A 13,636-nucleotide genomic window follows, 5' to 3' on the forward strand; every position below is an offset into this window, starting at 1 on the left:
CCCAAGCCTACGACTGCCCCGGGGACTCTTCCCAGGGGGCTCCGAGCCACGCCTGATAGGCGGCCTTCTGGGCGTCGGTGGGGCGCTCCACGCGGGACAGCCACGCCGCCTCCGCGGGCTTCGTTCCCAGCACCACCGGGATGTCCACCAGCCGGTCGCGGCGGAACACCGTGAGCCGCACCGTCTCGCCGGGCCGCCGCTCCTCGCAGCGCGGCAGCAGGCTGGCGCCGTCCACCTTCCAGCCATCCAGCGCGACCAGGTCGTCCTCCACGTAGAGCCCCGCGTCCTGTGCGGGCGAGCCCTCCATCACCACGGCGATGGTGCCACTGCCCCGCGTGGTGACGCCCAGCCAGCCCTTGGGCTTGCCTTCCCCTGTCCGGCCTCGCGGCGGCGGCGTGCCTCCCTTGTCGCTGGCGGCCTCGCGCGGACGGAAGTTCAGCTCCAGGCCCACGTGGGAGAAGACGGAGTAGTCCAGCGGCTGCGTGGTGCGCAGCGCCCGGTCGAAGAAGGGCGTCAGGTCCACGCCGGCCACCTCACTGGCCGCGGCCTCGACGCCGTCCTCGGGGACGCCGGAGCCGTCACCGTGGCGCTGCCACAAGAGGCGCGCGACGTCATCCAGGCTCCGGGCGTCATGCGTGGCGCGGCGCAGCTCCAGGTCGAGCAGCGCGGAGACGACCTCGCCCTTGAGGTAGTAGGAGATGGCGCTGTTGGGCGAGTTCTCGTCCGGGCGGTAGTGCTTCACCCAGCTCACCAGCGACGCCTCCGTCAGCGTCTGCACGCGGCGCCCCGGCGTGGCATGCAGCGCGGTGAGTGTCTCACCCAGGCGCGTGAGGTAGCGCTGCGCGGACATCAGCCCGGCGCGCCGCACGAAGAGGTTGTCGTAGTACGCCGTGGCGCCCTCGAAGGCCCACAGCAGGGACGTGTAGTTCTCCTTCGCGTAGTCGAAGGGCACCAGCGCGCGCGGCTTCACCCGCTTGATGAACCACAGGTGGAAGTACTCGTGCGCCACCAGGGTGAGCAGGTCCTCCCAGCCGCGGTTGGTGGAGAGGCCGACGCGAGGGAACAGCAGCGCGGTGCTGGCCTTGTGCTCCAGGCCGCCTCGGCCCCGGTCCGTCAGGTACAGCAGGATGAGGTAGCGCGGCATGGGCAGGCCGCCGAACACGCGGGCCTGGTACTCGCAGATGCGCTTCAGGTCCGCGCACAGCCGCTCCGGGTCCCGCACCGTGTCGCCCCACACCACGACTTCGTGTGGCACGCCCGCCACGCTGAAGGTGAGCGGCGTGTGGGGACCGACCTCGAAGGGGCTGTCCACCAGCTCGTCGTAGTCCTGGGCGACGAACGTGTCGGCGCGCTGGCCCAGCGCGCAGAAGGTCCGCCAGCCTGTGGGCGCGTCCACCGTGACGTGGTGCTCCAACCCGCGCGTGGCCTCCGTGTAGAGGAACGTGGCGGCGCCGTTGAAGTAGGCGTGTGAGCCGTCCAGGTGGTTGGTGCGCACCGTCAGCTCGTTGGCGTAGAGGCGGTAGCGCAGCGTGACGGCCACGCCCTTCGCATCCACCCGCCAGGTGCGCTTGTCCGCGCGCCGCACCGGCAGGAGCGTGCCGTCCGGCGCGTGGGCCGTCACGTCCTGCACCTGCCGCGCGAACTCCCGCACCATGTAGCTGCCGGGCGTCCACACCGGCAGCACGGCCTCCAGCTCGCTGGCGCCTCCTGGAAAGGAGGCCTCCACCTCCAGCAGGTGCGCGTGCGGCCGGGGCATGGAGACGCGGTAGCGGACAGCAGGGTGCATGAGCAGGGTCTCTCTCCCCCGGCCGCAGGTTACTTCGCGCGGACGAGGACGGCGCCGAAGAATCCGTCAGTCCCGTGGGTGTGGGGCGCCAGCCGGAGGAAGGGGCCGGGGCCGACCTTCTCGGCCAGCTCCGCGCCCAGCAGCTCCGCCACCGGCTTCACCGTGAAATCCGGGTGCTTGGCGAGGAAGTCCTCCACCACGTTCTCGTTCTCCTCCCGCAGCACGCTGCACGTGCCGTAGATGAGCCGGCCGCCGGGCTTCACCAGCGTGGCGAAGCGCGCCAGCAGGGCCTTCTGCCGGCCCACGTGCATCTCCAAATCCTCGGGCGTGAGGCGGTAGCGCGCGTCCGGCTTGCGGCGCAAGGTGCCAGTTCCGCTGCAGGGCGCGTCCACCAGCACCCGGTCCGCCTTGCCCTTGAGGGGTTCCAGCGCGCCTTCGGCCTCCGGGCCCTCGTGGGGGATGAGCTGGGCGCGCACGTTGTGCACCCCCGCGCGGCGCGCGCGCTTCTTCAGGTCCTCCATGCGGCGCTCATCGATGTCCAGCGCGTGCAAGTCACCCCGGTTCTTCATCTGCGCGGCGAGCTGCAGCGTCTTGCCGCCGGCGCCCGCGCACGCATCCACCACGCGCGTGGGCGGCGCGTCCACCAGCATGCCGAGCAGCTGGCTGCCTTCGTCCTGCAGCTCCAGCAGCCCGTCGCGGAAGCTCTCCAGCGAGAAGGCGTTGATGCGCGTCTCCAGCACCAGGCCCATGGGCGACAGCGGCGTGGGCTTGACGTCCACCGTCTCCGCCTTCAGCCGCTGCGCCAGCGCGTCGCGGTCCCCCTTGAGGAGGTTGGCGCGGGCGACCAGCGGGGCGCGCTCGTTCATCGCCTCCGCGGCGCGCGCGGCATCCCTGCCGAACGTCTGGAGGAAGCGGTCGGCGAGGAAGTCCGGCAGCGACGCGGCGATGGGGAAGCGCTCGCGGGCGGGCAGGGCCTCCAGGGCGGCGGCGGCTTCGGGGAGGGCACTCAGGGCCTGGGCATCCGGGGGCGCCAGCGCGGACTGGCGAGCCACCAGGCCCTGGGGCTCGCCGTAGAGGACGCGCGAGGCGGCCAGGCGGAGCACGTCCTGACGCGACGTCTCCAGGCTGTCGAAGCGCGGGTGGGCGCGGGACAGCAGGAAGTCCACCGTCCGCTGGCGGCGCAGCAGGCCGTAGACGCGCTCGGCCACGGCGCGGCGCTCGTTGGAGTAGAGGTTGGCCTTGCGGCGCAGGGTGAAGTCCAGCGCGCGGTCGGCCATGCGGCCCTCGTGCCGGACCGAGGCGTACGCCTCCAGGCAGGCCTGGAGGACCAGGTCTTCTCGCAGGGGCCGTTCGGGCCGCTCGGAGGGGGCGAGTTTCTTCCTGGACGGGGCGCCGGACTTCTTCGGGGCCGACCGCGAGTGCGGGCGGGACTTGCGTTGGGTGGCCATGACGGATTGCGGCTTTGCATTCCTCGGGCCGCGTTGACAAGCGCGGAAAGCAAATCCGCCCTGGCGGACGCCCGCCCACCTCCAAGTGACGTCAGGAGGAGGGGAGCGGGCGACCAGGACGGGGGAGGCCCTACTTGCGGCGCCGGTGAAGCAGCCCCGCGGCCAGCAGGGCCAGGGCCGCCGGGAGGAGGGTGGCGGTGGGCCCCGCGGCGCAGCCTCCGCTCGAGCTGCTCAGGCCGTCATCCGGGGTGTCGGGCGAGTCCGGAAGCCCCGGGCGGGGAGCCGGTGAGCCCGGGTCCGTCGTGCCGGAGTCCGGCGCCTGGGGCGCCTCACCGGGTGTCTCTGTCGCCGCCACCTGGACCAGGGCGGTGGCCGTCTGCATCACCGAGCCCCGGGTGGCGGTGGCCGTCACCGTGTACTGCCCGGGAATGGCGAAGACGTACTCGGCGACCGCTCCCTCGGCCGCGCCGCCGTCACCGAAATCCCAGGTCACCGTTGCGGCCTCGAAGGACGGCGTGGCCCGGAAGAAGGCGCGGTGGGGCACCACGCCCCGCTCACCCTCCACGACGAGCGTCAGCTCCCCCTCCGGAAGCTGCTCCTGGGGCGGCAGCTCCTTCTGCAGCGTGAAGCGGTCCACGGCGTCCCCGTCCACTCCGAGCAGCTGCGCGGTGAGCGTGCCGTCGACCACCGTCACGTCGAGGAAGCCATAGGCCTGGTTGTCGCGGATGACGCTCCAGTCGGGCTTGCTGCCGGGGAGCTTTCGCAGCGTCGCGCCGCCGCCGCCCACCACGAGGTAGGGGATGCCCTTTTCGCCGGACCCGGCGACGGCGTCACCCTTCATGGGCTTGCTGCGCTCGTAGTTGTGGTCGTGCCCGGTGAGCACCAGGTCCACGCCGTGCTTCTCCATGATGGGACCGAAGTGACGGCGCATGGAGAGCTGCGAGCCGTGCTCGCCGCTGGACCAGGGCGGGTGGTGGAAGAAGACAATCTTCCACGGCTGCGTCGACCCCGCGAGGTCTCGCTCCAGCCACGCCTTCTGCGCATCCCGCGTGCAACGGTCCGCCGACGCCAGCCCCACGGCGCAGTTGGAGTCGAGCGCCACGAAGTGCACGTGGCCCCAGTCGAACGAGTAATAGCGCTCCGTGCCCTCGGGGTTGTTGGAGGGCAGGTAGAGGTTGTCCAGGTAGGGCTGCCCCTGGTTCGTCACGTACTCATGGTTGCCGATGGCGGCGAAGAACGGCACCCGGGCCAGCAGGGCCTCCATGGGCACGAAGAGGTTGTTCTGGATCTCCGCCTCGGTGCCATCGGCGTAGGCGTTGTCTCCCAGCGCGACGAACAGCTCCGCCTCCCGTTTGACGAGGGCCGCGGCGACCTTCCTCTGGTTCGAGCCGCCCGTGCCGAAGTCGCCCACCGTCACGAAGTGCACGCTGCGGGTCCCCGGCACCGGCGCGGTGCGGAAGCGATTGAGCGGCGTGCGCAGGCCACAGGCCGACACCTCGTACGTGTACTCGGTGCCCGGCTTCAGCCCGGTCAGCACCACCGCATGCGCCTTCCCAGCGTCCTGGGAGGCGGCGGCCTGGTTGGCTGCTCCCTCGCCGTAGCGCACCTCCGCCTGGCAGTTGGCGGCGAGCCGGAAGGCAATCGTCGCCGTGTCTGGCCCCACCTTCTGCAGATATGGGTCCCGATACAGCGTCCCCGCACCCGCGGTGCTCGTCGCCAGCGTCAGCGCGGCCACCCAGGGAGCAAGGTGAAAGGGGGTCTTCCGGTGCATGGGGCCTCCTCCCGAACAAGCTCGGGGCAGAGGCGCAACCGTTCAACCGCTGACCTTCATCCTGCCCCCACCCGGAGTAGGAGGCGGTGGGGCAGGGCCCCGTGTCTCCGCCTCCTCCCCGGTCAGGCGTCAAGGCTTGATGTCGTAGGACGCCAGGTCCTCGGTGCGTTCGCCTTCCTCACGCACCTTTCCGATGCCCGGGACGAGCCAGTAGAGGCGCGTCTTGTCCTGCTTCACCTCGCCGCTGTTGTTGACCTTGTCGCGCTGAAGCTTGACGGAGTTGGTGAAGGTTCCGGCGCGCGTCGTCACCGTCACGCCGGATTCGAGCACCTTCCAGATGTACGTCGGGTCCTTCTGGTCCTTCGAGCCGTCGCCCAGGGTGATGTATTCGAGCACGTCGCTCTTGTACGTCCAGGGCAGGGCGTCCGGGACGCGCGCCACGGACTTCACCGTGGCCGGAGACCAGGTGGTGGAGCGGACCTGCTGGCCGTCTCGGTAGTCGTCCTCGCGCAGGCGCACGACGAGCCCATTGGTGAGCTCCACCTGCCACGAGTACTCCTCATAGAGGGTTCCGTTGAGCACGCGGTCCTGGCGGCTGTGCACCTGGACGGCGTTGATGCCCGCCTGGCCGGGGACCTCGCCAGGGCCCACCACCGTCACCTGCTTCTGGAAGTTGCCCTCGACGGGGTCCTGGATGTCATAGGTCCAGGTGCTGCCCGCGGTCAGCGGCCACAGCGACTGCGACCCGGTGGGCTCCTCTCCGTTGCCCTGTCCATCCGGTCCCCCCGGCACCACCGGCTCTCCCGGCAGTCCTCCGCCGGGCGTCGGGCCCTGCGAATCTCCCGCGGGCAGGCTGTTGCCGCCACACGCCACCAACCACCCCGCCGCGAACACGGCCACCCAGCTGCGCCTCATACCCGCTCCTCCCGTGTGCTCCTCGGATTCACCGCCGTCCACCGCAAGCCCCGCAGGGCCGCCCCCTCCGTGCGGCCCAGCGCCGCGGCGAGGGAGCCCGGCTCCGGCTCCTCGACTTCCAGCTCCAGCCGCCGCCCGTCGAAGTCGAGCGCGCAGCTCTTCACCATGACGTTCCGCTCACCCAGGACCCGGCGCAGCGTGGCCTCCGCGCCCACCAGGTCATCCGACTGCGCCGACAGCACCAGCCGCTGCTTCGCCGTGGCGGGGGGCGCCTCCTCGCGGTTGAAGCAATCCAGCACGAAGAGCAGGGCCATCACGAACAGCATCCCGACGGAGGCCAATCCCAGGCTGCCGTGGCCGCACGCCATGCCCAGGCCAATCATCAGGAAGAGGATGGCCGCGTCACGCGGGTCCTTCAGCCCCGAGCGGAACCGCACGAAGCCGCCCAGGCCCACCAGCCCGAAGGCCTTCGCCAGGCTGTCGCCGATGACGGCGGTGATGACCGCCGCCGCGGCGCACAGCAGCACCTGCGCCTGAACCATGTCCGCCTTGGGCAGCGCCCGCTTCATGAGCAGGCGCCAGGGCCGCAGCGACAGCAGGGTGCCAATGAGCGCCGCGGCCAGCATCCGCGGCAGAATCGCGGTGACGGACAGCGCGCTGAACTCCGCTTTCGCGCCTTCGAACAGGGCTGAGAATGGTGCGTCCATGTCGGTGACCTAGGCCTCCACCCGGGAAGAGGTGTCCACGCGGGGCGTGCGCGCGGGCTGCTGTGAGAGCGTCCGTGCGGTGGCGGCCACGGCGTAGGCGTTGCGAAGCACCGGCAGCCGGTCTGGATGCTCCGCCAGCACGCGTTCGACGAGCGCCTGCGCGTGAGGCCCCATGGGCAGTCCCTTCAAGGAGGACAGCGCGGTGGTGGGCCACCGGCCCAGATGGTCCACACGCAGCTTCCAGGCCCGCGAGGCATCCATGCCGTCCACCGAATCCAACGCCTCCTTCGTCTGCGGCGCGCCGCGCTCGCGCAGCGCCCAGGCTTCCTCGGTGTCCAGGCCCGTCAGCGAGCGGAGCACCAGCTTCAGCGCCTTGCCCGCCAGGGCCTCCCGCAGGCCCCGGGCCACCGGCGTGTTCAGGCCCTGGGTGCTGCGCAGCACCGCCAGCCTGTCATGCGGCAGCAGGACTTCGCGCAGCGCATCCGCCCGCGCCCCTGGGACGCGGGTGAGGCTGCGCGCCACCTCCGCGAACAGCTTGCGCTGCATGCCCGCCTCGCGCACCACCCAGGACTCCTCGCAGTCCTGGCCCGCGAGCCCCGCGAGCACGTCCGCCAGCCGCCCGTCCCGCATCGCGCGCTCTCGCAGGGCCCACGCCGGGGCCGAGCCGTCCTGCTTGAGGCTGGCCAGCACCTCCGTCGGGGCCTGCGCGTACAGCCGCTGACGCAGCATGGCCGCGCGCGAGTCCGTGCGGCCCGTGAGGCTGAAGGCCACCTCCGCGGGCGCCAGGTTCGACAGCAACTCGCGCAGGTCCATGGCCGACACGTCATCCAGGCCCGCCATGCCGCGCGCGATGAGGCCCGGGAAGCGCTCCGCGAATGCCAGGCGCTGCTGGTGCGCGGCCAGGCCCGGGATTCCGCTCAGCATCCACACCGCGAGCGCCGGTTCGCGCTGCTCCACGGTGTCCAGCGTCTGGAAGAAGCGCTCCTCCAGGTTCTGGAGCGTGGTGGGGCTGGCATGTCGCGGCCGGGCCGACGCCGGGACGATGCGCTGCACCTGCTGCTCGCGCCCCTCCAGCCGGGCGACGACGGCGTCCACCAGCCGCTGCTCCAGCACGCGCAGGGGGACGTCGTTGTTCTCCAGGATGAGCCACCGCTGCGGGTCCTTGCGCGCCATCTCCAGGAAGGACTCGCGCACGCGCACCGCCAGGCCCGCGCCCACCAGCCCCTTCCGGCTGTCCCCGTCACTGGCGCGCTTGCTCTGGAGCTTGCCCAGGCGCTTGCGCAGCCGGGCGAGGTCCGGATCCACGTCCACCAGGATGACCAGGTCCGGCCACAGCCCTTGCGAGGCCAGCTCGCACGCGGGCCGCAGCTCGTCCATGGTCAGCCCGCGGCCTCCGCCGCTGAGCGCCAGCTGTGAGTACAGGTAGCGGTCGGTGATGCACACCTCGCCTCGGGACAGCGCGGGCGCCACCACTTCATCCAGTTGCTGGGCGTCCCGCGCCAGGTTGAGGAAGAACTCCGTGCGTGGAGACATCTCCAGCAGCCGGGAGTCTCGCGTCAGCTCCCGGATGCGCCGCGCCGCGGGCGCCTGCAGCTCGCCGCCCTCCCGCGCGTGCGACACCCGGTAGCCCAGCCGCTTCAGCTTCGCGGCCAGCAGGTTGGAGAGCGTCGTCTTGCCGCTTCCGTCAATTCCCTCGAAGTCGATGAACACTGTGCCCTATCCCCCTGCGACGCCATCCGAGGCGAAAGCGTGGACCTTCGCCATTCCCTCTGCGAACTTGCTGTAGGCCGGCGCTCCGCCCGGATTGAGCGACGCCAGCCACTCGGGCAGCTCCTGCCCGAGGTGCTTCACCTCCACCACCACTCGCGGCTCCACCCACTGCGCGGGCGCCAGCCGCTCCACCGACAACGCAAGCTGGGACAGCGCCTGCTCCGGCGCAATCCGGTGGTAGCGAATGTCCCGGTCCACCGTCACCCGCCACGCCTGCGACGACTGGTACACGTGGCGCGTGTACGTCACCGCCAGCACCGGGCCGAGGCTGCCTCCGGCGATGAGCGGCAGCAGGCTGGCCCCGCCGCGCAGGACGCGGCCCAGGTCCGAGCGCGGCACCCAGACGCGGCGCTTCTGCGTGAGGCCGCGGCGCTCCCGTTTCACCTCCAGCACCACGCGCGCCTCGCCGTCCGCGCCCAGGTCCGGTGCGTACTCCTTCGTCCGGACCTTGAGGCAGTCGTCTGGCGTGAGCAGGGCTCGCGCCGCCAGCGGGCCACCGGGCCGGTCGAAGTACACGGACACGATGCGCGTGGGAGGCGGCAGGTGCCCCTCCAGCTCCAGCGACAGGCGCGTGCCCAGGGCCGCGGCCGTCTTCTCCTCCAGCACCAGCTTGAATTCCCGCCGGAGCCTGGTGACTTCACCTTCCGCGAACGACAGCATCGTTTGGGTCTCCGTGCTCAGAAGCGTGCGCCGAGTTCGATGGAGTGCTGCAACCCTGGGAATTCATCGCCGGGGCGCAGCGCGCGCTCCGTCTGGAACTGCGCCCGGAAGCGAGTGCCGAGCAGCACGTTGAAGCCGCCCACCAGCGAATGTCCGTCCCCCCGCACCGTGTCGCCGCGAAGCTGCAGGGCCTCCACGCCCGCGACGGGCTGGATGGCCCATTCGTCGCCCACGTGGATGAGGTACTGGGCCAGCAGCATCTGCGCCGTGAAGGGCCCCAGGGGCAGCCGCCCGGAGATGGCCTCGCCGGTGAAGACGAAGCCCGCCAGCTTCAGCTCCGCGTCCGCGGCCACCGCGTGCTTGCGCGCCAGGTCCATGGCTTCGGAGACGTAGGTGCTGACGCCCACGGTGAGCGGCTTGAAGTTGAAGGGCCGCAGGCTCACGCGCGCGGCGGCGTCCTCCTTCAACCGCCCGCCCGCCTCGTCGATGGCCCCCTGGAAGAAGCCCGCGGAGACTTTGAGCCCCCAGACCTGCTTCAGCCGGACCTCGCCCATCAGCCCCATGCGGCGGCCGCCCATCTGATGGGTCTCCGTGATGTACTCCTCCACCAGTCCGCGGGCCTGGATGGGCAGGTCCCACGACGACTCCAGCGAGCGCTGAAGAAAGGGCGTCTTGAACTGACCGCCGTAGAGGCGGAAGCGCTTGCGGTCATCCGCCAGACGCACGAAGGCGTCCTTGAGCATCTGCGAGTCCGCCAGGTCCGCCGTCACTTCGGCTTCCAGGTTGGCCAGCGACGTGCGCACGCCCACGCGTGCGTCCGCGATGGAGAGGTTGCGCTGGTACTGGTGGCGCTCGTCGGCGCGGGCCCGTGCGGACACGCGTCCGATGACGCGGAGGGCCTGCGACTCGCCCCTGGGCTTGTCGTCAATCGCGTCCGGATTCTCGCCCAGCGAGTCGTCCTGCGGCTGACCGGGCCGCTGCTTCGGCTTGCGCTGGTTCGCGTCCTGCTCGGCCTTCGCCCCGTCATCCGCTCCCGGGAGGGGCGTCACGGAGGGGGGCTGCGCGCCGGGAGACGTCCTCGATGGCGGCGGCAGGGCCTGGGCCATGGCGCCCTCGAGCTGCGCCTGCGGGGCGCCGTCCTCCTCCGGCAGCAACAGCTCCGGAGGCTCCACACCGTCCACCCCGCCACCCGACAGCGGATCATCCTTCACGGGCGCGGCAACTGCTTCCGTCCGCGGGCCAGGTGTCTTGGCGACAGCCCACGCCGGCATGCCCATCAAGATTGCGACGAGCAGGTTCCGCCTCGTCCGCTCATTCACCCGCCACCCGCCCATGTCCACGCCTCCCCGACCGCCACCGGAGCGCGTCCACTGCAACACGGGTGCCCGTTCGATGAGCGGACGCGGAGGGCGGGGTGGGGTCCGGTTCCGGACGAAAAGCGGGCCTGACGGTGTAGAAAACCCGTGACCAGGCCGTCACGTTGCCGTGACGGGGAACGAAAGTTCCCAATGTCGCGGCAGGCGACCCTGTACGAACGCCCGTCGGCTGGAAGGAGTTACTGGCTGGACGGAGGATCGGCCGGCGGGGTGGGGGGGCTGCCCGCTTCCGGCGTGGAGGGCGCCGCCGGTGGAGGCGGAGTCTGCGTTGCCCCAGGGTTGGCGCCGGACGACTTCACGCGCCGCAGGACGTTGCGCAGGCCCAGGGCCAGCGCCGTGCCAGCGCCCACCAGAATCAGTCCCCAGCCCATGCCGCGGGGGAGGGGCGAGCGGGCCACGGAGAAGCGCGCGGTGATCACCTTGAGGTGGGTGCCGCGGTATCGCACCTCCAAGTCCCACGGCCCGGGCTCATCCGGGGTGAACTGGGTGTGCCAGTTGACCCCGTCCCGCGTCAGCGTCTTCGTCTGCTGGGAAGGCGACCCGGTGGGGTGGAAGGTGACGGTGAGGGGGCCATCGAATTCGGGGCCCTCGAAGCTGCCTACATGCAGCGACACGGAGATGGGTTCCCCCTCCGTTGGCATGGCGGGGTGGACGGTCCCCTGGAGCCGCTCCTCCGCGTCGGACCAGCGGAGTTCCAGGACATCCCCACGGCGTTCGACGCGAATCTGATCGTTCGCGGGAGCCGCAACCGTGGTAGTTGCAATGAGGAGGCTGGCGAGCAGTACCCATCCGGATTTGAATCCGGGGTGCCTTTGCCTCCGAAGTGGCTGTCCTCTAAGATGCGCTGCCCTGCTGCATTCCACCTGAGCCTGCTCCCCGCCGGCAATGTCCCGGGATGAACCCTCAATCATTCGGGAAATATCAGCTTCTTAAGAAGCTCGCCACGGGCGGCATGGCCGAGGTCTGGCTGGCGCGCCAGACGGGCATCGAGGGGTTCCACAAGAACCTCGTGGTGAAGCGCATCCTCCCGCACCTCGCGGAGGACCGTGAGTTCGTGGAGATGTTCCGGAACGAGGCGCTGATCGCCGCGCGCTTCAATCATCCGAACATCGCCCAGGTCTACGAGTTCGGCGAGGCCAACGGCACCTATTACATCGCCATGGAGTTCATCCACGGCGAGGACCTGGGCCGGGTGATGCGCAAGGCCGCCAGCACGGGCCAGTGGGTGGCCCGGCCGCTGGCCATCCGCATCGTCGCCGCCGCTTGCGAGGGCCTGCACTACGCCCACAGCCGCACGGACGACGCGGGCCGGCCCCTGCGCGTGGTGCACCGCGACATCTCGCCGCAGAACATCCTGATCAGCTTCGACGGCTCGGTGAAGCTGGTGGACTTCGGCATCGCCAAGGCGGCGGATCAGGCGTCGCTCACGAAGTCGGGCGCCATCAAGGGCAAGTTCGCGTACATGGCGCCGGAGCAGGCCGCCGGCAAGCCGCTGGACGGCCGCGCGGACATCTTCGCCATCGGCCTGGTGCTCTACGAGCTGCTCACGGGCGTGCGTCCGTTGAAGCGCGACTCGGAGCTGGCCACGCTGCAGGCCGCCATGGAGTGCGCCATCGCCGCGCCTTCACAGGTGGCGGACGTTCCGGAGGAGATGGACCCGGTGGTGATGCGGGCCATCGCGAAGAACGCGGACGACCGTTACCGGGAAGCGCGTCAGTTCCAGATGGCGCTGGAGGAGATTCTCGTCGGGCAGCGCTGGGTGGCCGGCTCGGTGCAGATCTCCGAGCTGATGGAGACGCTCTTCGCCGACCGTCTGGCGGAGGAGAAGGCCCAGGGCCAGGTGGTGCCCGTGGGCGAGGACTCCGCGAACTCCGGCACGCCCATGCCGCCCACGCCGCCGCCGCAGGAGCGTGGCCGCAGCCGCACCTCCGCCGCCGCGGACATGAACTGGGAGGCGCCTCCGGGCGAGGCCTCGGTTCGCGAGCGTCAGCGTGGAGCGCCTTCCCGGACGTCCATGGGGCCCCGGCGCACCTCGGCCGCGGCGCCCGCGGTGGAGCCCGACGAGCAGGGGGAGTGGGAGGCGCCGTCTGGAGTCGAGGACGCCCCGCCGCCGCGCCGGAGCAGGACGTCCGCGGAGCTGCGCCGTCCGTCCAACCCCAACTCCACGCAGATTGCGCGGACGAGCTCCCGTTCGGACCTGAGCCGGACCGGCGTGGGCGAGCCGCCCCCTCCTCGTCGCTCCGCCACGCGCGCCGCGCCCATCGTGGATGATCCAGGGCCGCCGCCTCCGTCCCGCTCGCGGGCGAGCATGGCGGCGGTCGATGAGCGCACGCGGATGGAGGACGAGGAGCTGGACGACGAGCGGACCATGCTTCCGCCGCCGGAGCCCGCGCCGCCGCCTCGTCGCAGGACGGGGATGCAGTCCGGTATCCACCCCTCCGAGGCCCCGCCGCGCCGCCGCACGTCGAGCCGCGCGGAGATGCCGTCGGCCCCCCCGCGTTCGAGGACGTCGAGCGTGGCCCTGGCGCGTTCGCGCGCCGAGGAGGCCGAGGTGGACCGGGCGCTGGAGAAGTCCGCGCGGAGCGCTCGCGCGGGGGTGGCCAAGCGCAACATCGCCACGGTCGGGTTCATCGTGGGGCTGGTGGCCGTGGGGTTGGTGTTCCACAAACCCATCCTCTCGGTGCTCAACAGCCGCGCCTCCGACGGGCAGTCGGTGACGCTGTCGGTCAACACCAACGAGAAGGTGAAGGTCTCGGTGCGCCACACCGAGCGCTGCGGCAGCCAGCAGCCGGTGACGGAGCTGGGGGAGACGCCCCTCGTCAATGCGGCGGGCGCCCATCTCCAGGACACGCTCATCCTGGTGAACGAGCAGCAGGGCATCTACAAGGAGGAGGTCGACACGCTCGCCTTCGGTGAGCCCGGTCAGGCCAAGTCCTTCACCTACGAGTTCCGCCGGGGCCAGCTCCAGCTGACGCTGAAGCCGGACGGCCTGCGCGGCATCTCCGTGAAGCGCAATGGCCAGGACCTGGGGCCCTACCTGGGCAACAAGGGCATGAAGCTCGACCTCATGGAGGGCCGCCACAAGCTGGAGTTGCAGGGCGGGCCGCTGAAGGAGCCCTTCATGTTCGAGGTCGACATCAAGCCCGGCCTCATCAACAAGCAGACCGAAGACTTGTCCGCCTTCGTGGGCTAGCGGCGTGCCG

Annotated in this window: 10 protein-coding genes; 1 reads left to right on the forward strand and 9 read right to left on the reverse strand. The window is 71.0% G+C overall.

Going from position 1 to position 13,636, the window contains the following annotated elements:
* Positions 1-7 precede the first annotated feature (7 nt).
* The 9 genes from KGD87_RS01995 to KGD87_RS02035 all read right to left on the reverse strand — a co-directional run bounded on the left by KGD87_RS01995 (position 8) and on the right by KGD87_RS02035 (position 11,074).
* Positions 8-1,786, reverse strand: coding sequence for a M61 family metallopeptidase (locus KGD87_RS01995; protein WP_284665885.1), 1,779 nt, complete (start codon positions 1,784-1,786; stop codon positions 8-10).
* Between the two features lie 29 nt (positions 1,787-1,815).
* A complete protein-coding gene (locus KGD87_RS02000; RefSeq protein ID WP_284665886.1) occupies positions 1,816-3,234 on the reverse strand; it encodes an RsmB/NOP family class I SAM-dependent RNA methyltransferase in 1,419 nt (472 codons plus the stop codon).
* Positions 3,235-3,364: 130 nt separating this feature from the next.
* Positions 3,365-5,005 (reverse strand): metallophosphoesterase, encoded by a 1,641-nt coding sequence (locus KGD87_RS02005; RefSeq protein WP_284665887.1) that lies wholly within the window; start codon positions 5,003-5,005, stop codon positions 3,365-3,367.
* Positions 5,006-5,134: 129 nt separating this feature from the next.
* Entirely contained in the window at positions 5,135-5,920 is a 786-nt protein-coding gene (locus tag KGD87_RS02010) for a hypothetical protein (RefSeq protein ID WP_284665888.1), read from the reverse strand.
* Positions 5,917-6,627, reverse strand: coding sequence for a DUF4956 domain-containing protein (locus KGD87_RS02015; RefSeq protein WP_284665889.1), 711 nt, complete (start codon positions 6,625-6,627; stop codon positions 5,917-5,919). The genes KGD87_RS02010 and KGD87_RS02015 overlap by 4 nt, the downstream gene beginning before the upstream one ends.
* Before the next feature lie 9 nt (positions 6,628-6,636).
* The gene (tmk, locus tag KGD87_RS02020) at positions 6,637-8,337 is read right to left on the reverse strand and encodes a dTMP kinase (protein ID WP_284665890.1); all 1,701 of its coding nucleotides are present in this window, start codon (positions 8,335-8,337) and stop codon (positions 6,637-6,639) included.
* Between the two features lie 6 nt (positions 8,338-8,343).
* Complete coding sequence (locus tag KGD87_RS02025; RefSeq protein ID WP_284665891.1) at positions 8,344-9,057, reverse strand: VTC domain-containing protein; 714 nt, start codon at positions 9,055-9,057, stop codon at positions 8,344-8,346.
* Positions 9,058-9,074: 17 nt separating this feature from the next.
* The gene (locus KGD87_RS02030) at positions 9,075-10,436 is read right to left on the reverse strand and encodes a putative porin (RefSeq protein ID WP_350101223.1); all 1,362 of its coding nucleotides are present in this window, start codon (positions 10,434-10,436) and stop codon (positions 9,075-9,077) included.
* Between the two features lie 176 nt (positions 10,437-10,612).
* Positions 10,613-11,074, reverse strand: coding sequence for a hypothetical protein (locus KGD87_RS02035; RefSeq protein ID WP_284665893.1), 462 nt, complete (start codon positions 11,072-11,074; stop codon positions 10,613-10,615).
* 254 nt (positions 11,075-11,328) lie between these two features.
* Between KGD87_RS02035 and KGD87_RS02040 the strand changes: the two genes are divergently transcribed.
* Positions 11,329-13,626: a serine/threonine protein kinase gene (locus tag KGD87_RS02040; RefSeq protein WP_284665894.1), complete on the forward strand. Its 2,298-nt coding sequence runs from the start codon at positions 11,329-11,331 to the stop codon at positions 13,624-13,626.
* Positions 13,627-13,636 lie beyond the last annotated feature (10 nt).

Source organism: Myxococcus sp. SDU36 (genome assembly GCF_030168875.1).
In the GTDB taxonomy this organism is placed as follows: domain Bacteria; phylum Myxococcota; class Myxococcia; order Myxococcales; family Myxococcaceae; genus Myxococcus; species Myxococcus vastator.

Excerpts from the sequence above, each read along its gene's own strand:
- KGD87_RS01995 (WP_284665885.1), bottom strand. The coding sequence starts at position 1,786 with ATGCACCCTGCTGTCCGCTACCGCGTCTCCATGCCCCGGCCGCACGCG.
- KGD87_RS02000 (WP_284665886.1), bottom strand. The coding sequence starts at position 3,234 with ATGGCCACCCAACGCAAGTCCCGCCCGCACTCGCGGTCGGCCCCGAAG.
- KGD87_RS02005 (WP_284665887.1), bottom strand. The coding sequence starts at position 5,005 with ATGCACCGGAAGACCCCCTTTCACCTTGCTCCCTGGGTGGCCGCGCTG.
- KGD87_RS02010 (WP_284665888.1), bottom strand. The coding sequence starts at position 5,920 with ATGAGGCGCAGCTGGGTGGCCGTGTTCGCGGCGGGGTGGTTGGTGGCG.
- KGD87_RS02015 (WP_284665889.1), bottom strand. The coding sequence starts at position 6,627 with ATGGACGCACCATTCTCAGCCCTGTTCGAAGGCGCGAAAGCGGAGTTC.
- KGD87_RS02025 (WP_284665891.1), bottom strand. The coding sequence starts at position 9,057 with ATGCTGTCGTTCGCGGAAGGTGAAGTCACCAGGCTCCGGCGGGAATTC.
- KGD87_RS02035 (WP_284665893.1), bottom strand. The coding sequence starts at position 11,074 with ATGCCAACGGAGGGGGAACCCATCTCCGTGTCGCTGCATGTAGGCAGC.
- KGD87_RS02040 (WP_284665894.1), top strand. The coding sequence starts at position 11,329 with ATGAACCCTCAATCATTCGGGAAATATCAGCTTCTTAAGAAGCTCGCC.